This window comes from Pigmentiphaga sp., from assembly GCF_033795525.1.
Taxonomy (GTDB): domain Bacteria; phylum Pseudomonadota; class Gammaproteobacteria; order Burkholderiales; family Burkholderiaceae_B; genus Pigmentiphaga.
On sequence record NZ_JARYGM010000004.1, the window covers coordinates 162,137 to 186,856 of the forward strand.

General features: G+C 66.7%; 23 protein-coding genes. 7 read left to right on the forward strand and 16 right to left on the reverse strand.

Annotated elements, in window-relative coordinates; all coding sequences use genetic code 11:
- Positions 1–137: 137 nt before the first annotated feature.
- A complete protein-coding gene (gene yccS, locus QHC78_RS13045) occupies positions 138–2,384 on the forward strand; it encodes a YccS family putative transporter (protein ID WP_319745173.1) in 2,247 nt (748 codons plus the stop codon).
- 31 nt (positions 2,385–2,415) lie between these two features.
- Here the strand turns inward: yccS and QHC78_RS13050 are convergent, their stop codons facing one another.
- Entirely contained in the window at positions 2,416–4,002 is a 1,587-nt protein-coding gene (locus tag QHC78_RS13050) for a gamma-glutamyltransferase family protein (RefSeq protein ID WP_319745627.1), read from the reverse strand.
- A 135-nt stretch (positions 4,003–4,137) separates the two neighbouring features.
- Here QHC78_RS13050 and QHC78_RS13055 point away from each other — a divergent pair, with 135 nt between their 5' ends.
- Positions 4,138–5,106: a Bug family tripartite tricarboxylate transporter substrate binding protein gene (locus tag QHC78_RS13055; RefSeq protein WP_413816462.1), complete on the forward strand. Its 969-nt coding sequence runs from the start codon at positions 4,138–4,140 to the stop codon at positions 5,104–5,106.
- 22 nt (positions 5,107–5,128) lie between these two features.
- Positions 5,129–6,802, forward strand: coding sequence for an energy-dependent translational throttle protein EttA (gene ettA, locus QHC78_RS13060; RefSeq protein ID WP_319745175.1), 1,674 nt, complete (start codon positions 5,129–5,131; stop codon positions 6,800–6,802).
- Here ettA and QHC78_RS13065 read toward each other — a convergent pair.
- Genes QHC78_RS13065 through QHC78_RS13075 form a run of 3 tightly spaced genes read right to left on the reverse strand, consistent with a single transcriptional unit; the run spans position 6,786 to position 9,186 of the window.
- Positions 6,786–8,180: a sensor histidine kinase gene (locus tag QHC78_RS13065; RefSeq protein WP_319745177.1), complete on the reverse strand. Its 1,395-nt coding sequence runs from the start codon at positions 8,178–8,180 to the stop codon at positions 6,786–6,788. The genes ettA and QHC78_RS13065 overlap by 17 nt on opposite strands.
- Positions 8,177–8,842, reverse strand: a complete 666-nt coding sequence (locus tag QHC78_RS13070) for a response regulator transcription factor (RefSeq protein WP_319745179.1) — start codon at positions 8,840–8,842, stop codon at positions 8,177–8,179. The genes QHC78_RS13065 and QHC78_RS13070 overlap by 4 nt, the downstream gene beginning before the upstream one ends.
- A 2-nt stretch (positions 8,843–8,844) precedes the next feature.
- A complete protein-coding gene (locus QHC78_RS13075; protein ID WP_319745182.1) occupies positions 8,845–9,186 on the reverse strand; it encodes a PepSY domain-containing protein in 342 nt (113 codons plus the stop codon).
- A gap of 116 nt (positions 9,187–9,302) precedes the next feature.
- On the opposite strand from QHC78_RS13075, the gene QHC78_RS13080 reads away from it, so the two are divergent.
- Positions 9,303–9,596 carry a PepSY domain-containing protein gene (locus tag QHC78_RS13080; protein ID WP_319745184.1) on the forward strand — a complete coding sequence of 98 codons (294 nt, stop codon included), beginning with the start codon at positions 9,303–9,305 and terminating at the stop codon, positions 9,594–9,596.
- Between the two features lie 47 nt (positions 9,597–9,643).
- Positions 9,644–9,976, forward strand: coding sequence for a hypothetical protein (locus tag QHC78_RS13085; RefSeq protein ID WP_319745186.1), 333 nt, complete (start codon positions 9,644–9,646; stop codon positions 9,974–9,976).
- Here QHC78_RS13085 and QHC78_RS13090 read toward each other — a convergent pair.
- Complete coding sequence (locus QHC78_RS13090) at positions 9,968–10,789, reverse strand: ferritin-like domain-containing protein (RefSeq protein ID WP_319745188.1); 822 nt, start codon at positions 10,787–10,789, stop codon at positions 9,968–9,970. The genes QHC78_RS13085 and QHC78_RS13090 overlap by 9 nt on opposite strands.
- 214 nt (positions 10,790–11,003) lie before the next feature.
- Here QHC78_RS13090 and QHC78_RS13095 point away from each other — a divergent pair, with 214 nt between their 5' ends.
- Positions 11,004–11,231: a glycine zipper 2TM domain-containing protein gene (locus QHC78_RS13095; RefSeq protein ID WP_319745190.1), complete on the forward strand. Its 228-nt coding sequence runs from the start codon at positions 11,004–11,006 to the stop codon at positions 11,229–11,231.
- A gap of 127 nt (positions 11,232–11,358) precedes the next feature.
- Here QHC78_RS13095 and QHC78_RS13100 read toward each other — a convergent pair whose 3' ends face one another.
- From QHC78_RS13100 to QHC78_RS13120, 5 genes are all read right to left on the reverse strand, one after another.
- Complete coding sequence (locus tag QHC78_RS13100) at positions 11,359–12,357, reverse strand: Bug family tripartite tricarboxylate transporter substrate binding protein (RefSeq protein WP_319745192.1); 999 nt, start codon at positions 12,355–12,357, stop codon at positions 11,359–11,361.
- A 49-nt stretch (positions 12,358–12,406) separates the two neighbouring features.
- The gene (locus QHC78_RS13105) at positions 12,407–13,612 is read right to left on the reverse strand and encodes an FAD-dependent oxidoreductase (protein ID WP_319745193.1); all 1,206 of its coding nucleotides are present in this window, start codon (positions 13,610–13,612) and stop codon (positions 12,407–12,409) included.
- Positions 13,613–13,758: 146 nt separating this feature from the next.
- Entirely contained in the window at positions 13,759–14,820 is a 1,062-nt protein-coding gene (gene gtdA / locus QHC78_RS13110; protein WP_319745195.1) for a gentisate 1,2-dioxygenase, read from the reverse strand.
- A 68-nt stretch (positions 14,821–14,888) separates the two neighbouring features.
- Positions 14,889–15,764, reverse strand: a complete 876-nt coding sequence (locus QHC78_RS13115) for a fumarylacetoacetate hydrolase family protein (RefSeq protein WP_319745197.1) — start codon at positions 15,762–15,764, stop codon at positions 14,889–14,891.
- A gap of 136 nt (positions 15,765–15,900) precedes the next feature.
- On the reverse strand, positions 15,901–17,070 hold the full coding sequence (locus tag QHC78_RS13120) for a mandelate racemase/muconate lactonizing enzyme family protein (RefSeq protein WP_319745199.1): 1,170 nt from the start codon (positions 17,068–17,070) through the stop codon (positions 15,901–15,903).
- A gap of 97 nt (positions 17,071–17,167) precedes the next feature.
- Between QHC78_RS13120 and QHC78_RS13125 the strand changes: the two genes are divergently transcribed.
- Positions 17,168–18,121, forward strand: coding sequence for a LysR substrate-binding domain-containing protein (locus QHC78_RS13125; protein WP_319745200.1), 954 nt, complete (start codon positions 17,168–17,170; stop codon positions 18,119–18,121).
- Here QHC78_RS13125 and minE read toward each other — a convergent pair.
- From minE to QHC78_RS13155, 6 genes are all read right to left on the reverse strand, one after another.
- On the reverse strand, positions 18,093–18,353 hold the full coding sequence (gene minE / locus QHC78_RS13130; RefSeq protein WP_319745202.1) for a cell division topological specificity factor MinE: 261 nt from the start codon (positions 18,351–18,353) through the stop codon (positions 18,093–18,095). The genes QHC78_RS13125 and minE overlap by 29 nt on opposite strands.
- A gap of 3 nt (positions 18,354–18,356) precedes the next feature.
- Positions 18,357–19,172, reverse strand: coding sequence for a septum site-determining protein MinD (gene minD / locus QHC78_RS13135; protein ID WP_319745204.1), 816 nt, complete (start codon positions 19,170–19,172; stop codon positions 18,357–18,359).
- A 20-nt stretch (positions 19,173–19,192) separates the two neighbouring features.
- Entirely contained in the window at positions 19,193–20,002 is an 810-nt protein-coding gene (gene minC / locus QHC78_RS13140; protein WP_319745206.1) for a septum site-determining protein MinC, read from the reverse strand.
- A gap of 387 nt (positions 20,003–20,389) precedes the next feature.
- On the reverse strand, positions 20,390–22,177 hold the full coding sequence (locus QHC78_RS13145) for a glutamine--tRNA ligase/YqeY domain fusion protein (RefSeq protein ID WP_319745209.1): 1,788 nt from the start codon (positions 22,175–22,177) through the stop codon (positions 20,390–20,392).
- A gap of 87 nt (positions 22,178–22,264) precedes the next feature.
- Positions 22,265–23,851: a HAMP domain-containing sensor histidine kinase gene (locus QHC78_RS13150; protein WP_319745210.1), complete on the reverse strand. Its 1,587-nt coding sequence runs from the start codon at positions 23,849–23,851 to the stop codon at positions 22,265–22,267.
- Entirely contained in the window at positions 23,848–24,594 is a 747-nt protein-coding gene (locus tag QHC78_RS13155) for a response regulator (protein WP_319745213.1), read from the reverse strand. The genes QHC78_RS13150 and QHC78_RS13155 overlap by 4 nt, the downstream gene beginning before the upstream one ends.
- Positions 24,595–24,720 lie beyond the last annotated feature (126 nt).

A 24,720-nucleotide genomic window follows, 5' to 3' on the forward strand; every position in this document is an offset into this window, starting at 1 on the left:
GGGCCGGCCCGGCCCGGCGCGTCCGGCCGCCGCCGGGGCCGGCGCGCGGCCAGCCGGCCGGCATTTGTTGTGCCCCCGGCACGCTGGCATGAGTCCTGCATGCGATAGTTACGGTTGGCTGCTCCTTTCGGTTTTCCATGCCTGTCGCTTCCATGCTCAACACGTTGCGCCGCCTGTGGGCGCACGACACTTTCGTCTACAGCTTGCGCGTGTTCATCGCCCTGGCCAGCGTCATGGCGCTGTGCTGGCAGCAGGACCGCATGGATCTGGTGATTCCCGCGTTCCTGGGTGTGATCGCCTGCGCGCTGGCGGAGACCGACGACAATTGGCGCGGCCGGCTGCTGGCGCAGCTCGTCACGCTCGCATGCTTCGCCGTGGCGGCGATCGCGGTCAAGGCCTTGTTTCCGTATCCGTGGCTGTTCCTGGCGGGCATGGTGGTCTCTACCTTCTGCCTGACCATGCTGGGCGCCATCGGCGAGCGCTACCGGGCCATAGGCTACGCGACGCTGATCCTGGCCATCTACACCACCATAGGCGTGGAGCAAAACCGGGGCGATGGCGGTTTCTGGCGCGAGCCGGCGCTGTTGATGGCCGGCGCCGCCTGGTATGGCGCATTGTCGGTGCTGTGGGCGGCATTGTTCGTGCACCAGCCGGTCCAGCAACGGCTGGCCGCGCTGTACGCGGTGCTGGGCGACTACCTGGTCCTGAAGGCATCGCTGTTCGAGCCGGTCCGCGGGATCGATCTCGAAGCGCGCCGGCTGGAGCTCGCGCGTCTCAACGGCAAGGTCGTCACGGCACTCAACGCGGCCAAGGAAAGCATCTTCAGCCGCCTCGGCCAAAGCCGCCCCGGTCGCAAGACCGCCCGCTACCTGCGCCTCTATTTCATCGCGCAGGACGTGCACGAGCGGGCCAGCTCCTCGCACTATCCGTACAACGATCTGGCCGAGGCGTTCTTTCATAGCGACATCATGTTCCGGTGCCAGCGGCTGTTGAACCTGCAGGGACAGGCCTGCCGGCGGCTGGCACGCGCGATACGGATGCGCCAGCCGTTCGACGCGGGCGACGAGGCCCGGCAAGCCAAGGCGGACCTCGATGCGTCGCTGGATTACCTGCGGCGGCTGAACCGGCCGGAATGGGCGCGGCTGCTGCGTTCCGTCGGCGCGCTTTCGGCCAACCTGGCCGAACTGGACCGGCGCCTGGGCAGCGCCAGCAATCCCGACAAGCTGGACGAGCAGCAGCAGGACAACAGCCTGTTCGACCGTTCTCCCCAGTCGGTCGGCGAGGCTTTCGACCGCATACGCTTGCAGCTGACGCCCAGCGCGCCGGTATTCCGCTATGCCGTGCGGCTGACCGTGGCGATGGCGGCGGGCTACGGCATGCTGCACCTCGTGCACCCCGAGCAGGGCTACTGGATCGTGCTGACTACGCTGTTCGTCTGCGCGCCCAGCTATGGCGCCACCCGTACGCGGTTGGTGCAGCGGGTGCTGGGGACGGTGCTGGGCCTGGCGTTGGGATGGGTGGTGTTCAAGTTGTTTTCCAGCCTGTTGGTGCAGGCCTTGTTCGCGGTCGCGGCCGGCGTGGTGTTCTTCGCCACCCGGGCCACGCGCTACATGATAGGCACGGCAGCCATCACGCTGCTGGTGCTGCTGTGCTTCAACCAGATCGGCAATGGCTACGACCTGTTCGTGCCGCGCCTGGTCGATACCTTGCTGGGCGCACTGGTAGCGGGCATTGCGGTACTGGTCGTCATGCCGGACTGGCAGGGACGGCGGCTGAACCAGGTCGCGGCCAACGCGCTGGCGGCCAACAGCCGCTACTTGCGCGAGATCATGATCCAGTACGAAACCGGCAAGCGCGACGACCTGGCGTACCGGCTCGCGCGCCGCAACGCGCATAACGCCGATGCCGCGCTTTCCATGGCGATGTCCAACATGCTGGCCGAACCCGGGCACTTTCGGCGGGATGCCGACGCGGGCCTGCGCTTCCTGACCTTGTCGCACACGCTGCTGAATTATCTGTCGGGGCTGGGGGCCCATCGCGAAAGCCTGTCGGACCATGCCAGCGATGCCGACATCGCGCGCATGACCATGGGGGTGATCCAGGCCTTGGACGAAATCGCCGATGGACTGACCCACCGGACGCCGCTGGCGGCCAGTAGCGTCGAGGAGCAGGCGCTTGCGCTGGCACTCGAGCAACTGCCCGACGATGCCGATGACGGTCACCGCCTGGTCCTGACGCAGTTGACGCTCATGGCGCGCTTGCTGGCGCCTCTGCGCAAGGCCGCGAACCGTTTGCTCCGGCAGGAACGCCGCGAGGAAGAAGCGCGCGCCGAGGACACTGCGCCAGAGGCCTCGCCGGCGCCCGAAGTGCCGACGCGCTCTTGAAGCCGCCCGCCGGGCGGCTTACGGGCAAGGTTCAATAACCGACGGCCTGGCCGTCGCGCCGTGAGTCGGAGGCGGCGATGTAGCCGTCGTCGCTGCGATAGATCAACTGAGCCGACCCGAAGTCCAGGCTCTGCGGCTCGGACACTTCGACCGTGTGGCCCAGGCCGCGCAATTGCTCGACGACCGCCGCCGGCGTGTGCGCCTCCAGCCTGACCATGCCGTCGTCCACCCGGAAGCGCGGGGCGTCGCTCATGGCCTGGGGGTTCTGGCCGAACGCGCCCAGCCGCACCATCATTTGCACGTGTCCCTGCGCCTGCATGGTCCCGCCCATGACGCCAAAGGCCATCACCGGCTGGCCGTCGCGCGTGACGAAGCCCGGGATGATGGTGTGCAGCGGCTTCTTGGAGGGGCCGACGCAATTGACGTGTCCCGGGCGCAGATTGAAACCGATGCCGCGGTTGTGCAGCGAGATGCCGGTTCCCGGCACCACCACGCCCGATCCGAACCCCTGGAAATTGGACTGGATGAATGAAACCATGGTGCCGTCGGCATCGGCTGCCGCCAGGTAGACCGTGCCGCCCAGCTTGGGCGTGCCTGCGGCCGGAGCGCCGGCACGGGCGGGGTCGATCAGCGCCGCTCGCCGCGCCAGGTAGTCGGGGGCCAGCAGGTCGGCTGGCGCAACGCGCATCGCCGCCGGGTCGGCAATATGTTCGTGCAGATCCGAGAAGGCCAGCTTCATTGCCTCGATCATCGCGTGATACATCGCCGGGCTGTCCAGGCCCATGCCTTCGAGGTCGAGCCGGTCCAGCATGCCGAGTGCGGCGAGTGCGGCGATGCCTTGGCCACTGGGCGGGATTTCATGCACCGTATAGCCCCGGAAGTCCTGGCTCAGCGGTTCGACCCACTGGGCTTCGTGGGCCGCCAGGTCCGCCAGCGCCAGCGCGCCGCCGGTCTGCTGTGCGAAGTCAACGATTCTCTGGGCCAGCGCGCCGCGGTAGAAGCTCTCGCCCCCGGTCCGCGCAATGTCGGCCAGGGTGTCGGCCTGTTCGGGAAAGCGCCAGCGATCGCCTGCCCGGGGGGTCGTGCCGTCGCGGAAGAAGGCTTGCGCGAAACCCGGCTCGCCGGCCAGCGCGGGCGCCTGCTGCTCCCATAGGCGGGCTATTTGGGGCGTGACCTGGAAGCCCTGGCGGGCGTACCCGAGCGCAGGCTCGAACAGCCGCTCGAACGGCAGCTTGCCAAAGCGCTCGGACAAGGCACGCCAGCCGGCGACCTGGCCCGGCACCGTCACGGCGTCCCAACCGGTGACCGGCATCGTGGTCCTGCCGCGAAAGCGGTCCAGCGTCCACGCCGCCGGCGAGCGCCCGCTCGAATTGATGCCGTGCAGGCGGCCTTCGTGCCAGACGATGGCAAAGAGGTCGCCGCCTATTCCGTTCATGACGGGCTCGAGCACGGTCAGCGCAATCGCGGTGGCCAGGGCGGCGTCGACCGCATTGCCGCCGTCGTAGAGCATGCGCAGGCCGGCCTGCGCCGCCAGGGGCTGGCTGGTGCTGACTGCGTTTGCCGCCAGCAGCGGCATTTTCTGCGAGGGGTACGGGAATTTCCAGTCGAAGGGCAGCATGGCGGCGGGCAGTGAGTGGTTCGTGCCCACAGCATACCAAGAACAGGCTGGCAGCCGCGTCCACTACAATAGCGCCTCCGCAAGGCCGCGCCCGCGTGCCACCGCGCGCCGGGGCGGCGCTTCTTCGCCATTGCCATGATCAAACCTCTGCTCTCCGTCTGCGCCGGCATGCTGGCGCTCGCCGCCACTTCCGCCGCCGCCCAGTCCTGGCCCGCCAAGCCCGTGCGCATCGTCGTCGCCTACCCGCCCGGCGGCGTCAGCGACATCGTCTCGCGGGCGCTGGCCGACAAGCTGGGCGCCCAGCTCGGCACGTCCGTCATTGTCGAGAACAAGGCTGGCGCAGGCGGCACGCTGGGCATGGACGCGGTCGCCAAGGCCGCTCCAGACGGCTACACCATCGGCTTTTCGTCCATCAGTCCGCTGTCGCTCAACCCATTGCTGGGCAAGGTCAATTACGATCCGTTCAAGGACATCGTTCCTGTCGTCGGCGTGATGTATTCCCCCGTGGTCCTGCTTGGCACGCCTGCCTTCGCCGGCAAGACGCTGGCCGACGTGGTCGAGCAGGCGCGCCGCGAGCCCGGCGCGCTGCGATGGGGTACCTCCGGCCTGGCCACGGTCGGCCACATTACCCTGGAGCAGTTCAAGCGCGCGGCCGGCGTGGACATCACGCATATCCCGTACAAGGGCGGCGGCCAGCAGCAGAACGACGCCCTGGGCGGACAGTTCGAACTTTTGACCACCAATCTCGGCCCCGTGCTCAATGGCCACATCAAGGCCGGCAAGCTGCGCCCGCTGGCGGTGGGCGCGCCCGCCCGGATCGACTTCCTGCCCGACGTGCCGACCTTCGCCGAGGCCGGCTTCCCCAAGGCCAACATGATGTCGGTATTCGGCATCTTCGCCCCCGCAGGCACGCCCGAAGCCGTGCTGGATCGCCTGAACGCCGAGATCAACCGGGCCCTGGCGCAGCCCGATGTGCGTGCGCGGCTGGTGGGCAGCGACAACGTGCCCACCGGCGGCAGCGCGGCCGATTTCGCCCGCTTCATCCGCGCCGAGTACGACAACAACCGAGACATCGTCAAACAGGCCGGCATCAAGCTGGACTGACTCTTTTACGTACCGTTCATCCATGGCCCAATACGTCTACACCATGAATCGCGTCGGCAAGGTCGTGCCGCCCAAGCGGCAGATCCTGCGCGATATTTCCCTGTCGTTCTTCCCCGGCGCCAAGATCGGCGTGCTGGGCTTGAACGGCGCCGGCAAGTCCACGTTGCTCCGTATCATGGCCGGCATCGACAAGGACATCGAGGGCGAAGCCCAGCCCATGCCCAACCTGCGCATCGGCTACCTGCCGCAGGAACCCCAGCTCGATCCCGCGCATACGGTGCGGGAAGCCGTCGAGGAAGGCTTGGGCGAAGTGTTCGCCGCCAAGAAGCGGCTTGAGCAGGTCTATGCCGCCTATGCCGAGCCGGATGCCGACTTCGATGCGCTGGCCACGGAGCAGGCCGAGCTGGAGGCCATCATTGCAGCGGGCAGCGGCAGCGGCAGCGACGACGTCGAGCACCAGCTCGAGATCGCGGCGGACGCACTGCGCCTGCCGCCCTGGGACGCCGTGGTGGGCAACCTGTCGGGCGGCGAGAAGCGCCGGGTAGCGCTGTGCCGGCTGCTGCTGTCCAAGCCCGACATGCTGCTGCTGGACGAACCCACCAACCACCTGGATGCCGAAAGTGTCCAATGGCTGGAGCTTTTCCTGCAGAAATTCCCCGGGACGGTGGTGGCGGTCACCCACGATCGTTACTTCCTCGATAATGCGGCGGAATGGATACTGGAACTGGACCGCGGCCACGGGATTCCGTGGAAGGGCAACTACAGCTCCTGGCTGGAACAGAAGGAAGCCCGCCTCAAGCAGGAAGAGGCCAATGAGTCGGCCCGCCAGAAGACCATCAAGAAAGAGCTCGAGTGGGTACGCCAGAATCCCAAGGCGCGGCAGGCCAAGTCCAAGGCGCGCATCGCGCGTTTCGAGGAACTCAGCTCCCACGAATACCAGCGGCGCAACGAAACCTCCGAGATCTTCATTCCGGTGGCCGAGCGCCTGGGCAACGAAGTCATCGAGTTCAAGAATGTCAGCAAAGGCTATGGCGACCGCCTGCTGATCGACAACCTCAGCTTCCGCGTGCCGCCTGGCGCCATCGTGGGCATCATCGGCCCGAACGGCGCCGGCAAGTCGACGTTGTTCCGCATGATCGCGGGCAAGGAGCAGCCCGACAGCGGCGAGATCGAGCGCGGGTCCACGGTGCGGCTGGCCTATGTGGAGCAAATGCGCGATGCGCTCGAGGACAGCAAGACCGTGTTCGACGCCGTGGCCGACGGGGCGGACCTCCTGACGGTGGGCCGCTTCGAGATGCCCTCGCGCGCCTACCTGGGGCGCTTCAATTTCAAAGGCGCCGACCAGAACAAGATCGTCGGCAACCTGTCGGGCGGTGAACGGGGGCGACTGCACCTGGCCAAAACCTTGCTGGCCGGCGGCAACCTGCTGCTGCTGGACGAGCCGTCCAACGACCTGGACGTGGAGACCTTGCGGGCCCTGGAAGACGCCTTGCTGGAGTTCGCGGGCAGCGTCATGGTCATCAGCCACGACCGCTGGTTCCTGGATCGCATCGCCACGCACATCCTGGCGTTCGAGGGCGATTCGCAGGTCGTGTTCTTCGACGGCAATTACCAGGAATACGAGGCCGACAAGAAGCGGCGCCTGGGCGAAGAGGGCGCCAAGCCCAAGCGGGTGCGCTTCAAGCCGCTGAAGTAGCGCCGGCGCCTGCCGCGCCCGACCGGGCTCGCGGCAGCGTCATCGTCACCTTAAGCCCGCCCAGGTGCGGAGAGCGGGAGAACGCGATTGCGCCGCGATAGGCTTCGGCCAGGTCGCGTGCGATCGCCAGGCCGAAACCGGTCCCGGGGCGGGTTTCATCCCAGCGCCGGCCGCGTTCTATCCGTACGGCTTCGTCCTCCGGCAGGCCGGGGCCGTCGTCCTCGATCACGATTTCGAGCATGCCCGGGGTGGCCGTGCGCACAGTCAGGCGTACCTCCGCAGCAGCCCATTTGCGGCCGTTGTCCAGCAGGTTGCCGAGCAGTTCGGTCAGGTCGCCCTCGTCGCCGGCGAACCGCAGCCCCTCTTGTATGTCTTCTTTCCATCGCAGGCTGTCCGCGCCGGGCAGCGTCCGCAGCGCCCGTATGGTCTTGCGGGCCACGAGCGCCACGTCGGCCGCATGGGTACCGAGCGCGGCCGCCATGCCGGCGCGTGCCCGGGCGAGCGCGCGGTCGACGTGGCGGCCCATGGTCCGTACCTGTTCCTCGATGTCGGCGGCCAGCTTGTCGCGGCCCTGCCCGCGCGCCTCGCGGGCCATGGCAGCCAGCACCGCCAGCGGGGTCTTCAGTCCGTGCGCGAGATCGCCGGCCTGGGTTCGCGCCCGTTCCACCGCGGCGTCCTGGAAGGCAATAAGCCGGTTCAGGTCGTCCACGACCGGCTGCACTTCGTCCGGTACGTCGCGCGACAGCTGGCGCCGCCGACCGGCGTGGATCTGCCCCAGTTCGCCACGCAGGGCGCGGAACGGGCGCAGCGCGAGCTGGATGAAGCCGGCCATGGCAACGATGAGTACGGCGCCCAGGGCCAGCAGCGACGGCACCAACAGGCCCAGGAACGACAGGCGCTCGGCCTGCAGGTCGGCGCTGTCGATCGCCACGGCGATGTGCACTGCCGTTTCGGGGCCGACGTCCTCCAGCAGCACAGTCCGTTGGACTGCCAGCAGCCGGCTGTGTTCGGGCCCCCCGATCCAACCCGTCCGTGCCGGCAAGCCCGCCGGTCCGGGCGCCACGGGCAGGACCGCATCCCATAGCGAACGGGAGCGCGCTTGCCGGCCCCCCGGGGCATCGACTTGCCAATAGAGGCCGCTATAGGGCTGTTCGAAACGCGGGTCGGCCAGCGGAGCGTCGACGAAGACCGCGCCGCTTGCTTCGACGCGTATCTGCGCCGCCAGCATCTTGGCATGCACGTCGAGCTCGGCCGCCGCGCGGCGCTCCATCTGCCGGTCGAAAATCAAGGTCAGCCCCGCGCCGCCCAAGGCCAGCGCCAGCACAATCATCAGAGCCGCGGCGCAGCCGAGCCGGACCAGCAGCGAACGCCGGCTCATTGGGCGCCGTCGGGAATCAGGTAGCCATGGCCGCGCCGGGTCTCGATCAGGTCCACCCCGAGCTTTCGGCGCAGCCGCGCGACCAGGGCTTCGATGGCGTTGGTATCGCGGTCGCTGCCGGCCTCGTAGATATGCTCGATGAGTTCGCTTTGGGACAGGACGCGGCCGGGATGATGCAGAAAGTATGACAGCAACCGGTACTCCAGCGAGGACAGGGCCATGGCCGTTCCATGCACCGTCACCATCCGCGTGCGGGTATCGATTTCCACCGGACCGGCGCGCAGGATGGCCGACGATCGGCCCGCCGCCCGGCGGGTGATGGCGCGTAGCCGCGCCAGCAGTTCTTCCATCTGGAACGGCTTGGCCAGGTAATCGTCGGCGCCGGCGTCTATGCCTTCGACCTTGTCGCGCCAGCCGTCGCGTGCGGTGAGGATCAATACCGGCGTGGAGATGTCGGCGGCGCGTAGCCGTTTCAGCACGGTGAGGCCGTCGAGCTTGGGTAGCCCCAGATCCAGCACGATGGCGTCGTAATCTTCCGTGCCGGCACGGAACCAGGCGGTTTCGCCGTCGGCGGCCTCGTCCACCGCGTAATGCGCCTGCGTCAGGCCGGCGCGGATGTCGGCTGCGATGCGGGGCTCGTCTTCGACTACCAGTATGCGCATGGCTAGTTGATCTTCAGGATATGGAGATTGCGGGCGTCGATTTCCAGCTTCTTGCGGCGTCCGCTGGAAGGCAGGACCTTGACCTCGTAGATCCACATCCCGTCTTCGCGATCCAGCTCGATCTCGATGATATCCCCTGGCACCTTGTCGCGGACTACCCGCAGCACCTCCGGCAAGGGGCGGATCTCGCCCTGCATCAGCGCGGCGCGGGCGCAGTCCTGGTCATTATCGCAATCGTCGTCCCCCGCGGCGGCTGGTGCCGCGGCGGCGGCAAGCGCCATGGCCAGCGCCGGCGCGGCCAGGCGCGGCAGGAAGGGGCGGAGAAGGAGAAAGCTCGCAGACATGGAAAGCACACTAGCAGGCATAGGCTGATAAAACGCTGACATGGGCGGTCAGGAAGGCGGGGCGGCGGGCCGCTATTCTGCCTGCCATCGACAACTCACCGCTAACGAGGACCGCCATGCGCCTGTTGCCCGCCATGATTATCGCCGTTGCCGCCGCTGCCGCTTCTTCCGCCGCCCAGGCGGCCGACAAGTGTGCCTATGTTCCCCCAGATCGCTGGGTTCCCATCGAACAGGTCATACGCAAGGCCGAGGAACTCGGCTACCAGGTGCGGGAAGTGGAGCGCGACGATGGCTGCTGGGAAGTCGAAGGGTTCGACAAGCGCGGCGCCCGGATCAAGCTCAATCTCGATCCTTCCACCGGCGAAGTAGTCAGGCCCGCCGATCGGCGCTCAAGCAGCGACCGCAAATGACTATCGTGCCGCCCATTTGTCATTTCGTCCCGCGCAGGAGCGATGCCATGAACGAGCCCCTATTCCCCGTGTCCGATGGCGGCGAAGGCCGCTTGTTCGACGCCTGCCATGTGCCTGGCACCATAGGCGCGGATCCCGTCCTGCGTCATCGTATCGAATCGGCCCTGGAGAAACTGTGCCGGGCGCGCGAGCAGTGCCTGGGCTATACCGCTTACGCCGCCGTGGTGGCGGGATTCAAGCGCGATTTTGCCATTGCGTCCTACCTGCCATGGACGGAAATCTGGAATTGGCCTGCGGAGCGGGCAGCGGAGATTCTCAACTATCTGCACGGCCGGCATGCCGAAACGCTGGGCGCGTCGGCGCCCCGGCGTTCAGCGTAGCGCGAAGTGCAGCATCCGGGTCAAGGGGACTTCTATCCCGCTCTGCATGCGCGCAGGCAGGTTCAGCGGCTTGAGGAACATCTTGACGCTCATGTCGGCGCTGACATTGCGCTGAATGAGCTTCCTCGCGGCGGCATTGATGCGGTCCGCATAGGCCTGGTCGTTGGCGCGTTCGGGGTAGCGGTGATTGACGACGTGGCGGATCGCGCACACGGCATCATCGTTGCGGATCTCCAGCAGCCGGCGCACCAGGGCCGCCAGCACTTTCATCCGCCCGTTGCCTTCCAGCGAGTTGTAGCGGTTGAAATATAGATAGAAGTACTTGTAGTGGCGGACTTCGTCGGTCCGTATATGGGTGGTCAGTTCCCGCAGCACCGGGTCCGGCGCGTATTCCGCCAGGCTGCGATAGAGCGTGGCGGTACCCATCTCGACGACGCAGCGTGCCGCGAGTTCGAGGGCCCGGGTAGGCTCGAATTCCTCCAGCGTGCAACGCTGCGAGTACTCGTCGAAAAAGCTGTTGAACGCGCTTTCCCAGTCGAAGTCCGGCCACACATGCTCGATATAGGCCCGCAAGGCCCGGCCGTGCTGCAGTTCTTCGGGTTCCCAGTGCAGTCCCAGCCAACCCGCTACGTCCTGGTCGTCGCGGTAATAATCGACCAGGTTGCGGGTGTAGAGATCGGAACCGCTTTCTACGAACGAGGCGCTGCACAACAGAAAGAACAGCGGCTCGTCGTCTTTGACCCGGCTGGCGTCGACGCGCGAGAAATCGATGTCTTCCAGGCGCCAGGGTAGTGCAGTGACAACAGCGTCCACCGAAAATCTCCGAGTTCGCACGGTATTCAGGATAAGCCTAATCGGGCGCGGATTCGAGCCCCTGTTCATATCGGGATGTAGGCGGACAGGGTTACTTTGTGTAATGCTTGTCGAGTTCGTTCACAGACAGCGGCAGGCGAATCTGTCACTGTTATCCCAAGCAGCGGCACGGTAGTCGGGCCGCCAGTACACAAGGCACTATAGGGAGTCACTCATGAAAGCTAATCTTGTTGCCAAGCTGATGATCGGGGCCGCCATCGCCGTCTCCGCAGCCGGGTGTTCCACCTGGGACAGCATGTCCGGCCGGCAAAAGAGCACCGTGGTCGGTGCTGGCGTGGGCGGCTTGGCCGGTGCCGCGGTCACGAACGGCGGTATTCTGGGTACGGTGGGCGGCGCCGCTATTGGTGGCGTCGTGGGCGACCAAGTCGGCAAGCGTCGCTAATACGAAAGACAAAAGACCGGCCCCGTGCCGGCTGTGGTAGAGGTCCATGCAGCCTCGCCCGGGATACCGGGCGAGGCTGTTGCATTTTTACGACGTTGTGTATCAGAGTGCCGGTTTCGCGCCGGTCTTACTCGGGAAGAATGTTCGCAGCCTTCACGACTTCGCGCCATTTGGCCAGTTCCGCCTTGGACAGATCGCCCAGCGCGCCCGCGCTCATGGGGCGCGGCGTGACACCCTGCTTCACCAGCGTGGCGCGGATTTCCTGGTTTTCCAGCAAGCGATTGAACGCGGTGTTGTAGCGCCCCACCTGGTCTGCCTTCATGCCGCGCGGTCCCCATACGGCATACCAGGCGTCGGCGTCGTAGTTGGGCAGACCCACCGTCGCCAAGGGCGGTACGGCGGTATAGGTGGGGTCTTGCTCCCGGCGCGAGGCGCCCAGGATGACCAGGCGTTTGTCCTGCTGCATGGGGACGGCGACGTGCATAGGTTGGAACATGGCCTTGATATGGCCGGCCAGCAGGTCCGTCGTGGCGCCGGCCGACCCCTTGTAGGGCACATGGACCATGTTCAGTCCCAGCTGCGCGACCAGCATTTCCATGCAGAGGTGGTGGAAGGTGCCCTTGCCCGGCGAGCCGTAGTTCACGGTGCCCGGGTTGCGTTTGACGTGGTCGATGAATTGCGCAAGGTCCGAGACGCCCAGCGAAGGATGCACGCACAGGGCGAAATTGGTGGACCCCAGCATGGCGACCGGCGTGAAGCTCTCGATGACGTCGAACGGCACCGAGGAGTAGACCAGCGGCAGCGTCAACGCGGTATTGGTGCTGAAGGCCAGGGTGTGGCCGTCGGGCGGCGCCTTGGCCACGGCCGACAGGCCGATGATGCCCGATGCGCCGGGTTTGTTTTCGACCACGAAAGTGCGGCCCGAAAGTTCGGCCAGCCGGGGCGAGAACAGCCGGGCGCAAAGGTCGGGGGTGGTGCCGGGCGTGAATGGCACTACGACCTGCACGGTCTTGTCGGACAGGCCGAGGGTATCGGTGGCCGCGATGAGCCGGCCGGGCGCCAGCGTGCCGGCCGCCAGGGCGACCATGAATGTGCGCCGCGCGGGGCAGGGGGCGGAATCTTGCATGATGGTCTCCTCTCTTTTTTTCGATGGACAGGTGCCGGCACCGCGCCGGTCAGGGGATCTCGTTGGCCCGCCGTACGCTGGCGATCATCGACGAGTTGATGAGGTACTGGCGATGGGCCTTCTTGTCGGCGACCGTCGCCCGCAGCTCGTCCAAGCGCTGTTGCCGTACCTGGGGATCCCGTTCTTCCAGCAGGCGCTTGTTGCGGATGGTGATGGCCTGTACGTATTCCACGTTGACCGTGCGCCGTTGCCGGTGATAGCGGTCCAGCAGGTCGTCCGCGGCGCCGTGCAGCAGTACTTCGGCGAGCTTCTCGGTCAGGTTCATGGCGTCGTGGATGCCGCTGTTCAGCCCCATGCCGCCGAGCGGGTTGTTGACGTGGGCCGCGTCCCCGGCCAGGAACACCCGGCGGTCGCGGAACTCCTTGGCCACGCGCTGGTGAACCCGGTAGACGCTCTTGTAGGGAATGTCGTAGTCGCGATCGGGGGACAGGAAGCCCTTGATCTTGGCCTGGACGAACTCGGGCGCCAGCACGTCGGTTTCGTCCATGTCGGGTGTGATGGGGAAGGCGATCCGCCAGATGGGAGGGGGACCGTCGTGGGGCTGGATGAAGATGGCGCTCCATTCGTCCGGGTCGGCGATATAGGCGTTGCCGGTGTAGCCCTGCTCCCGCAGGTCGTAGCGTGTGGCGAATACCAGGAAGCGTTCCGGCCAGGTAAAGCCCTCGAACTCCGTTCCCATGGTCTTGCGCACGATGCTCCGTGCGCCGTCGGCGCCGATCAGGTAGCTGGCACGGATTTCACCATCGCCGTCCGGGCCGGCGTAGTGAACGGTGACGCCGCCGGCATCCTGCTCGTAGCCGGTGCACCGGTGCGAGAACAGCAGCCGGGCATTGGACAGGCCGCGCAGCGCATCGGCGACGATGGCGGACAGTTTGTGCTGCTCGACGTGCAGCCGGAAGGGATAAGGCGTCAGGTCCGCGATCATGCCCAGGTCGAATTGCGCGACGAGTCCCGCCTTGCGGTCGCGGATCTGCCATTCCGGCACGCGTATCGCGCGCGACCGCAGCGTTTCGCCTATGCCGAGCGTGTCGAGCATTTCCACGGTGGGCGGATGGAAGGTGCCGGCGCGCAGGTCCTGGGGGATATGGCTTTCGCTCTCGAGGACGATGACTTTCACGCCCTTCTGGGCGAGGGACAGTGCGGCTACCAGGCCGACCGGGCCGGCTCCGGAAATGACGACGGGGTGATGTTCCATGGTTCGAATCGGCAAAGGCTCAAGTAAGTTCATGAAGGGCCCGGCCGCGGAGCGGCAACGGGAACACCGCGTACAGCGGCAGCGCGGGCACCGCCGCGGCGGCGGTCCAGGCGCCATCGCCCGCCGTAGGCAAGTAAGCGAGCGCCTCAGTCCCGGCTTTCGCGCCAGAGGCCCAGTACCTCCTGGACCGGGCGGTCGGAGAAGCTGAACAGCACCGCTTGCTCCTGTGCGACCAGGCGATGAGCGGCCCAGCTCGGGATGACGAAGACGTCGTTCGGTTGCGCCTCGAAGCTGCGATCGTCGAGCACGACTCTGACCTGCCCTTCGAGCACGGTGAACACGGTGCCCGAAGAGCAGCGGTAGGGCGCGCTGGCGAAATCCTTGGGCAGCAGCTGCGCATAGGCGCCCATCGTCGGCATCGGGGAACCGCCCGTGAGCGGATCGACGTACCGCAGCTTGTAGCCGTGATGCGGGTCAGGGGCGCCGCCCTCCCGCATGCCCAGCAGCGACGCGCGGGTGCGTTCATAGGGATAGCAGAACAGCGGCGAGGCCCGATTGGGTGGCGGCTGCCAGTCGACCGGCGCCATGCCGTTGCCGTAGCGCAGGATGCTGTCGCCCACCGGGCGCTGCAGCGCCTGCCGGTCGGACGAGGACGACTCGGCGAAGCTGGCGTCCAGTATGCCCACCAGCTGCACGTCGAGGCCGTCGAGCCATATCATGGGTGCATCGCTGTCGTTGCCGTGGTCATGCCAGGTCCACGATGGCGTGGTGACGAAGTCGCCGCGTTGCATGATGGTCTTTTCGCCGTTGACCGAGGTGTAGGCGCCGCTGCCTTCCAGGATCAACCGCAGCGCCGATTGGCTATGGCGGTGGGCGCGTGCCACCTCGCCCGGCAGGATGGCTTGGAGCCCGGCATAGAGCGACGTGGTGATGGCGGCCTTGCCGCGCAGGCCTGGGTTCTCGAGCACGAGTACCCGGCGTTCGGCTTCCTCGGCGGTGATGAGCTCGGTGGCTTCCGTCAGGTACGGACGCACCTTGCGGTAGGACCAGTGAGCCGGCTGGCAGTCCGACCGCGGGGTCTTCGTGACCAGGTTGTGCAGCTGTTCCCACAGCGGCGCCAGGTTATCGGCGCCGATACGGGCATAGAACGCTTCACGGGTAGCGCGGTCGCTGGTTGGCGACGCCGTTTCGTGGGTGCTTTTATCCATGTGTCTCCTCCGCCCGGCGGGCTTCGCGGCGCGGCCATCGTAGGCGGTGCGTCGCCAGCAGGCAGGCGCTAGCCGCGCACAGCCACGTCCATCGTGCCTATTCCTTCGATCCGCGCATGCATGACGTCGCCCGGCTGGACCGTGCCCACGCCTTCCGGCGTCCCGGTCATGATGACGTCGCCCGGGTACAGGGTATAGACGTGCGAGGCGATTTCTATCAGTTCGGCGATACCGGTGATCAGGTCGCGGGTATTGGCGTTCTGCCGCATTTCGCCATTGACCTGGATCGAGAAGCCGAGATTGCCCGGATCGGAGACTTCGTCGGCCGTAACGAGGTAGGGACCCAGCACCGTATAGGTGTCCGCCGACTTGCGGTAGCTGCGGTCTTCCGTACCCCGTACGGTCATGTCCAGCCCGATGCAATAGCCCGCGATGTACGACATGGCGTCGCGGGCCGGGATGTCCTTGCCTTGCCGGCCTATGACCACGGCGAGCTCCACTTCGTGGTCGTTGCGCCGGCCGGGGAAGGCGATGCGCACGCCTTCGCCCGCGCCCACGACCGATTGCGCGGACTTGAGGAACACGCCGAACTTTGCGACCGGGCTCTTGAAGCCTTCGTAGTGCGCCACGTGCACGTTGTTATGGATCTGGGCGTCGGCGAGCGATTCGTCGACGTGGGCATGGTAGTTCAGCGGCGCGGCGATGACCTTGGCCGGGGTGGCCACCGGGCTGAGCAGCCGTACTTCGCCGAGCTTGCGGGTGGGCGCGTTGGCCTTGGCGGCCAGCAGCGCGGGCTTGAGCTCGTCCAGCCGTTCGATGAGCAGGTCGCCCGGGGGCACCGGCCACTCGAGCCGCGGCAGCCGGTCCTTGACGCTCGAAACGTCGTAGACGGTGTCTCCTTCCACCAGGCCCAGACGGCCATCGTCATAGCGGCAGATCTTCATGTTGTCTCCAGCACCTCATTCCCGTCGTTCGATATCGAACGAGCTAAATTTTGAGCATGATCAATTTTATGGGTGCGGACGGCCTGCGTCAAGGCGCGCCGACGCGTCCAGGACAGCAGGCAGGGGCGTTATGCGGTCACTCTGCGAGACGCTTCATTTCGGCATATAGATCGCGCTTGCCTTCGAAGCCTATGCCAGGCAATTCGGGCATCGTGATGTGCCCATCGACCACCTCGACGCCGTCCGGAAAGCCGCCGTAGGGCTGGAACAGGTCGGGGTAGCTTTCGTTGCCGCCCAGGCTCAGTCCCGCGGCGATGTTCAGCGACATCTGGTGGCCGCCATGAGGAATGCAGCGCCGCGGCGACCAGCCATGGGTGCGCAGTACCGCCAGGATGCGCTCGTATTCGACCAGTCCGTACGACAACGCGCAGTCGAACTGCAGCCAATCGCGGTCGGGCCGCATGCCGCCGTAGCGGATCAGGTTGCGCGCGTCCTGGTGACTGAAGAGGTTCTCGCCGGTGGCCATGGGGCCCGGGTAGTACTCCGCCAGCGTGGCCTGCAGGGAGTAATCGAGCGGATCGCCGGCTTCCTCATACCAGAACAAGGGATAGTCCCGCAGCATCTTCGCGTAGGCGATCGCGGTATCGAGATCGAAGCGGCCGTTGGCGTCCACGGCGAGCTGGCCGCGGCCGTCGATTTCGGCCAGCACGGCTTCGATGCGCTGGCGGTCTTCTTCTATGGGGGCGCCGCCTATTTTCATCTTGACGACGTTGTAGCCACGGTCGAGGTAGGAGCGCATCTCCGCGCGCAACGCGGAGAGGTCCTTGCCGGGGTAGTAATAGCCGCCCGCGGCGTAGACGAATACGCGCGGGTCGGCCTGGACGCCGTGGCGTTCGGCCAGCAGCCGGAACAGCGGTTGCCCTTCGATCTTGGCCACGGCGTCCCATACGGCCATATCGAGGGTGCCGACCGCCACCGAGCGCTCGCCATGGCCACCGGGTTTTTCGTTGGCCATGGCGGCGGCCCATATGCGGTGAGGGTCCAGGTTGGTGCCGGCGTCGTCGAGCAGCGACCGCGGGTCGGCCTCGAGGATGCGAGGCGCGAACCGCTCGCGGATCAAGCCGCCCTGGCCGTAGCGGCCATTGGAGTTGAAGCCGTAGCCGACCACCGGCCGGCCGTCGCGTACGGCGTCGGTGACGACGGCCACCAGGCTGCTCGTCATCTTGGTGAAGTCGATATAGGCGTTGCGGATAGGCGAAGAAATCGGCTTGGTGACTTCGCGGATTTCCAGAATACGGATGGACATGGCGACTCCCGGAGTATGCATGCGAGTATCATGCCGTTTGCCCGACGGCCCGGCCAATGCCGGTTTTTTCTCTTTCCATGCCTTCTAAGCATCGGCCATGAATCTGATCTGGCTGGAAGATTTCCTGGTGCTTGCCGAGTGCGGCAATTTTTCGCGGGCCGCGGAGCTGCGGCACATGACCCAGCCGGCGTTCAGCCGACGCATCCGGATGCTGGAGGAGTGGCTGGGCGTGACCCTGTTCGACCGGACCACCCATCCGGTTACGCTGACGGACACCGGCCTGTGGTTCCGCGCGACGGCGCAGGATATGCTGGCCCGGGTGGAACGGATTCCCGATGAGGCGCGCCGGGTGGCCCAGGCCAGTTCGGCTACATTGCGCTTTGTCGCCACGCACGCGCTGTCGCTGACTTTCCTGCCCGATTGGCTCAGGCGGCTCGAAGCCCACCTGAACCTCGGCCCCATCCAGCTCGTATCCGATGTGGCTCAGCAGTGCGAGGCCATGATGACCCAGGGCCGAGCACAGTTCTTCCTATGCCATGCGCACGAGCAGGCACCGACACGGCTGGACCCGGCCGCCTATCCGTCCATCGTGGTGGGCGGCGACGAACTCATCCCGGTTTGCGCCCCCGATGCGCGGGGCGGGCCGCGCTTCGCGCTGGAGCGCCGTGCGGGCAGGGGCGTGCCCATCCTGGCCTACAGCGCCGAATCGGGACTGGGGCGCATCATCCGGGCGGTACACGGGTCGGCGTTGGTCAGGCTGGGAGCCGACACAGCCGTCACCGCGCATCTGGCTACGGTGCTGCAGTCCATGGCGCGCGGGGGGAGGGGAATCGCGTGGCTGCCGGCCAGCCTGGTGAGGGACGAACTGGACAAAGGGGAGTTGGTTGCGGCGGGCGAGGAAGAGTGGCGCATCGGCCTCGACATCCGCTTGTATCGGCGCGCCGAGGCGGAGCCCGCCGCTGCCGAAGCGTTCTGGCGAGCCGCCCAGGGCAGGCCGGCGCCGGCGCGCGCGCCGCGGGGGCTCAGCTCGCCGAAGGCATCTCGATCTTGACTTCCAGCACCTCCAGGGTGTCCTGGCGTTCCAGGTGCACCTTGATGTCGTCCGGATTGATCTTGACGTACTTGGAAATGACGGCGACGAGCTCCTTCTGCAGTTGGGGCAGATAGTCGATCGACGCGCCATTGCCCGATCGTTCGTGTGCCAGGATGATCTGCAACCGTTCCTTGGCGACACCGGCCGATGAGGGCTTTTTTTGTCCGAGGAAAAAGGAGAGCAGCGACATCGGTTATTTTCCTCCGAACAGGCGTTTGAAGAGGCCGGGCTTTTCGTAGTCCACGAAACGCAACGGCTTGTCCTGGCCCAGGTAGCGATCGACCACGTCCTGGTAGGCGTCGGCCACCGAGGTACCCTTGAGGTGAATCGCGGGCAAGCCTTGGTTCGACGCCTGCAGAACGTCTTCGGATTCGGGGATGACGCCGATCAGCTTGATGCGCAGGATATCCTCCACGTCCTTGAGGGACAGCATCTCGCCTTCGGCCACGCGCTTGGCGTTATAGCGCGTTAGAAGCAGATATTCCTTGACTGGTTCCTCGCCCTCGACGGCGCGGCGGGACTTGGCCGACAGGATGCCGAGGATGCGGTCGGAGTCGCGCACCGACGAGACTTCGGGGTTGGTCACCACCAGCGCATCGTCGGCGAAATAGGCCGCCATCAGTGCGCCGGCTTCGATGCCGGCGGGGGAGTCGCAGACGATGTATTCGAAGTCCATTTCCTTGAGGCCATCCATGACCTTCTGCACGCCCTCCTGGGTCAGGGCGTCCTTGTCGCGGGTCTGGGAGGCCGGCAGGATGTAGAGGTTTTCCAGCTGCTTGTCGCGGATCAGAGCCTGGTTCAGGGTGGCTTCGCCCTGGATGACATTGATCAGGTCGTAGACCACGCGGCGCTCGCAACCCATGATGAGATCGAGGTTGCGCAGGCCGACGTCGAAATCGATGACAGCGGTCTTGTGGCCACGGAGCGCCAGTCCAGCGGAGAAACTGGCGCTGGTAGTGGTTTTTCCGACGCCGCCTTTGCCTGAAGTCACGACAACGATACGTGCCATGGGGTGTGGGTCCTTATGAGTTAGATGGGCAACGGTTCGACCAGCAGTTTTTCGCCTTCGAGGCGGATCAATGCCGGTTTGTCCTGGATGTCGGGGGACAGGGCGGTGGTCAACGTGCGGTAAACGCCCGCGACGGCGACCAGCTCGGCCTGGAATTGGGTGGTGTAGATGCGTGCGTTCGTGTCGCCGCGGGCACCTGCCATGGCCTTGCCGCGCAGCGGACCGTAGACGTGGATGTTGCCATCGGCAATGACCTCGGCGCCGTGGCTGACCACGCCCAGTACGATGAGGTCCGCATGGCGCGCGTACACGCGCTGCCCCGAACGCAGCGGCTTGTCGACGACCAGGGTCGGCACCGACCGGGGCGCCGCCGGCGCCTGTTCGGCCACGGTCTCGACCGGGACGTCGGCCGCCGGGGGCGCAGGTTCGGGCGGGGCCGGCTTCGCGGCGGGCGGCGCCTCGGGTTCCTGGGCCGCGGGGATCTCGGCAGCCGGCTCGGGAGCGGCCGACGGCGAGCGGGCAGGGGCTGCCGGCAGCGACAGCAGCGCCAATCCGGCTTCGCGGGCCGAATCGGCCAACTCCGGCGGCGCCATGATGCCTATGGTGGGCAGACTATGCCGTTTGAGCGCCTCCACCAACGCCCGCCAGTCCAGCGGGGCGGTCAGGCGGGACGCATCGATCACGACCGGCTCGTCCTCGAAGAAGCCGGCGGCTTCCTCCATGCGCTGTTCGAGCGCGGACAGGACGGCCTGCAGATCCGAGGTGTGGAGCACCACGCGGATGGCATAAAGCGATGTGCTTTTGATGTCTAGTACGGGACTGGCTTCCATGGGCGGCGCCGGACGGCGCAAGTGCGCAAAGTGCAGATTCTACCGGGACCGGCGCTGTGATGGGTTAGAGGTTGTGTCGGGGAGAGCCCGACACAACCTCTAGCCCTCCTAGGGAGGCCCACCCCCCGGCGGCCTTCGGCCGCTCCCCCTCAAGGGGGCGGCGCTGGCGGACCGGAAGGAAAGCCCACCCCGAGTGACCTACGGTCACTCCCCTCAAGGGGCGGCGCTGGCGGACCGGCAAAGCCGGATCCGCGGCGCTCTGGATCTAGTGAGAATTTGGCTGCCAGCGTAGCGCCGGCGCAGCAAGCCAAGACAGCGGAACTAGACCCAGGATGCGGTGGATCCGGCTCCGCCGGTCCGCTCGCATCGCCCCCTGGGGGGCGCGCGTCAGCGCGTAGGGGGGGGCGTCCTATCGGTCCAGGAATCGCGCAGCGTCGTCGTGCGGTTGAAGACGGGGGCCAGGGTGGTGGAGTCTTCGCGGTCGGCGACGAAATAGCCGAAGCGTTCGAACTGGTACGAGGTTCCGGGCGTGCCGTCGGTGCCGGGTTCCAGGTAGCCCTGCACGATCTCGATCGAGTTGGGGTTCAGGTATTCGAGGAAGTCCTTGCCGCCGGCGCTCGGGTGGGCTTCGGTGAACAGCCGGTCGTACAGCCGGATCTCGGCGGGCACGGCGGTGGGGGCGTAGAGCCACGTGATGTTGCCTTTGACCTTGACGCTGTCCGCGCCCGGCGTGCCGCTTTTGGTTTCGGGCAGGTACTCGGCGTGGACTTCCAATACCTTGCCTTGGTCGTCTTTCACGCAGCCGGTGCATTTGATGACGTAGCCGTACTTCAGGCGCACCATGTTGCCCGGATATAGCCGGAAAAAACCCTTGGGCGGCGTTTCGGTGAAGTCTTCCTGCTCGATCCACAGCTCGCGCCCGAAGGGGAAGACGCGCTTGCCCATCTCCGGATGGTGAGGGTGGCGCGGTGCGGAGCATTCTTCCGTGACGCCTTCCGGGTAGTTGGTGATGACCAGCTTGAGCGGCCGCAAGACGGCCACCGAACGTGGGGCCTTGGGGTCGAGGTCGTCGCGGAGGGCTTGTTCCAGCAGCGAATAGTCGATCCACGAATCCGATTTCGACGCGCCGGTGCGCTCGCACAGCAGCTGGATGGCCTCGGGCGTATAGCCGCGCCGGCGCAGGCCCAGGATGGTCGGCAAGCGGGGATCGTCCCAACCGTCGACATGGCCGTCGTTGACCAGCTGCAGCAGCTTGCGCTTGCTGGTGATGATGTAGGTCAGGTTCAGGCGCGCGAATTCGTGCTGACGCGGCAGCGGCTCGGCCAGCAGTCCCAGGTCGCGCAGCCGGCCCAGCAGCCAGTCGTAGAACGGCCGCTGGTCTTCGAATTCCAGCGTACAGATGCTGTGGGTGATGCCTTCGAGCGCATCCTCGATGGGATGGGCGTAGGTGTACATCGGATAGATGCACCATTTGTCGCCCGTGCGGTGATGGGAGGCATGGCGGATCCGGTAGAGGACCGGGTCGCGCAGGTTCATGTTGGGGGAGGCCATGTCGACGCGAGCGCGCAGCGCCATGGACCCGTCCGGATGTTTGCCCTCGCGCATTTCGCGCAACCTGGCAAGCGATTCTTCGGCCGGGCGGTTGCGCCATGGGGAATCCGTGCCGGGTTCGGTCAGCGTGCCGCGCATGGCGCGGATTTCCTCGGGGCTCTGCTCGTCGACGTAGGCGTCTCCGGCCTGCACCAGCGCTTCGGCGGCTTCGTACATGAAGTCGAAATAGTCGCTGGCGTGGTAGTAGTGTTCGGTGCCGAAGGCGGTCCAGTCGTAGCCGAGCCAGCGCACGGCATCGACGATGGCGTCGACGTAGCGCTGCTCTTCTTTTTCGGGATTGGTGTCGTCCAGCCGCAGATGGCAGACGCCGCCGTAGTCGCGTGCCAGCCCGAAGTTCAGGCTGATGCTCTTGGCATGGCCGATGTGCAGGTAGCCATTGGGCTCGGGCGGAAAGCGCGTGCGGATGCGAGCCGGATCGAGCGGGGCATCCGCCAGCTCGGATGCCGGGCCCGGGTGGCCGGCCCAGCGCTTGTCGGCGTAGCGGCCGGCCGCCAGGTCCGCTTCGACGATATTGCGCAGGAAATTGGTGGCGGGGGCCGGAGCAGGTTTGTTGGGTGTGGTCATCGTGAGTGGCTGGACAAGCGAGTCCTTGTCCCGATTTTGCCATGAATCGGGGTTCCCCCCTACGCGAGGCGCTCGCCGTCAGGCGGTTCAGGCCTCCTGGGGCATGGCGCGAAGGAGCGGGATGGCCACCACCACCTTCAGCCCGCCGCCGGGGGGGGCTTCCAGGTCCACCCGGCCGCCGTGCGCACGGGCGATGGCGTCCACCAGCGCCAGCCCCAGTCCGACGTTGCCGCTGCGGCTGCGCGCCGGATCCAGCCGCGAAAATGGCCGGAAGGCGTCGGCATGGCGCTCAGGGCTGATGCCCGGGCCGTGGTCACGCACGGCCAGCAATGCCTGCCCGGCGCGGGCTTCCAGGGAGATTTCCACCGGCGGGGCGCCGTGCTGCATGGCGTTCTCGATCAGGTTGTCCACCAATCGTGCCAAGGCGACGGCATCGGCCTGCACGATCAATTCCTGCTCGGGCGGGGAGGCATACCGGACCTGGCTGCCGGTCCCCTGCCAGGCGTGGATGCGTTCGCGCAGCCAGTCGCCCAGGTCGATGGGCGTGAAGTGATAGGTGGCGCGGTCGGTGCCGCGCACGAAATTGATGAACTGGTCGACGATGTGTTGCATATCCTGCGCGTCCTGCCGCAGGCCTTCTTTGAGCGCGGTGTCGTCCACCATTTCCGTGCGCAGGCGCATGCGTGCCAGGGGGCCCTTGAGATCGTGCGGCAAGCCCGCCAGCAGCGTGCGGCGGACCCGGTCGGCCTCGTTCAGGGCGTCGAGCATGGCGTTGAAACGCTCGCCCAGCACGCGGGTTTCGTGCGGACCGGCCGGCTCGACCCGTTCCGGCGTGCCGGCCGCCAGCCGGTCGGCCGCATGCGCGAGCGACGTAATGGGCCGCGTGATGTGCCAGGAGAAACCGGCAGCGATCAGCAGGATCGCGCCCAGGCCACCCAGCCACATGACGATGAGCGGCGTCCTCACGGGCGGACTGATGCGTTCCAGCGAAATCACCAACCAGGACCGCATGACCGGTTCGTCGTCGTTGCCGATCGCCGGGCTCAGCGAGATGAACAAAGCAGGTTCCGGGCCGCGCGACAAGGCCACGCGGGTGCCGTCGGCCAGTTGTGTGTTCAGCCGGTGGATCAGGCCGCGCATGGCGGGGCGCGGATCGTCTTCCGCCCAGCGCGGCGCTTCCCTGGGGCCGCGGCGTTCGGGGCCGAAACGGTGCTCGCCCGGATGGAAGCCCGGGGGCATGCGGCCACCCGGCAGGGGGTCGAACCGGGGCCGGGGAGGGTGCGTATCGCGCATCCGGCGTTCGTTGGCACTCCGCGGCCGTGGCGGCACCGGGCGCGAAACGAGGCGCCACTCGCCTTGGGACGCGGCCGCTACGAAGGCGGCGCGCTCGTTCTCGTCGATCTGCGCGATGGATGCTCGCAGGGTCCGGATCGTGGTGGCCATGAGGTCCGGCGCCACGTTTTCCAGCAAATTGCGGCGATAGTGCGCGATGGCGAGGAAGGTCGCGGCCTGTGCGACCAGCACCGACCCCAGGATCAAGAGGATGAGGCGGGCGCGCAGCGAGCGCGGCACCAGCCGAGCGGCCCACCGGGCCGGTCCTCTACCCTGCGGTGCCGGGGCTTCCGGGCCATGGGCGGAAGGCTGTCCGCCGGGAGGTCGGGGCGTGGCGCTCATGGCAGCGGCGGCGAGGCCGGCGCCGCTTCGCCGTTGGGCGTCAGCGGGGCGAAGCGATAACCGATTCCCCATACGGTCTGGATCCACTGGGGCTGCTTGGGATCGTCCTCGATGGCCCGGCGCAGGCGCAGGATCGCGATGTCGATGGCGCGGTCGTTGCGTTCGCCTGCCTCGTCGTCGCGAGCCAGGGCGAGCAGCCGTTCGCGTGACAACGGTTTGCCGGCATTGCGCAGCAGCGCCTCGAGCAAATTGAATTCCCCGCCGGTCAGGCGGACCGGTTCGTCGCCGCGATGCAGCGTCCGCGCCTTGGCGTCGAACACGAAGGGCCCGAAGGAAACCGGGGCGTCTTTGACCAGCGCCGACGGACCGCTCTTGCGCCGCAGGACCGCCTCGATGCGCGCCAATAGTTCGCGCGGGTCGAATGGCTTGCCCAGGTAGTCGTCGGCCCCGGATTCCAGTCCGATGATGCGGTCCACCGTCTCGTCGCGCGCGGTCAGCAGGATGACCGGCAGGTCTTCCCCCTGTTGCCGCAGTCGGCGGCACGCCTCGGCCCCGTCGCCGCCCGGCAGCATGCGGTCCAGCACCAGCAGGGCGGGCGAGTAGCGGGTGATGCGGGCCTCCAGGTCGGTGGCGTCCGGCGCGAGCAGGGTGTCGTACCCTTGCTTGTTCAGATAGTCGGCCAGGAGTTGGCGCAGGGCCGGGTCGTCATCGACGACGAGCAGTTTGGTGGCAGGTTTTTCCATGGAGAAAATGTTCTCGTGACGGTGGGGCCGCCGCAAGCAGCCTGAAATCGGTTGAAACAGATGGGGTCCGCCGCGCAACGGGTCCGAAACCGGTCCGGAACCAGAATGCAGTCACCGCCGCAGTTC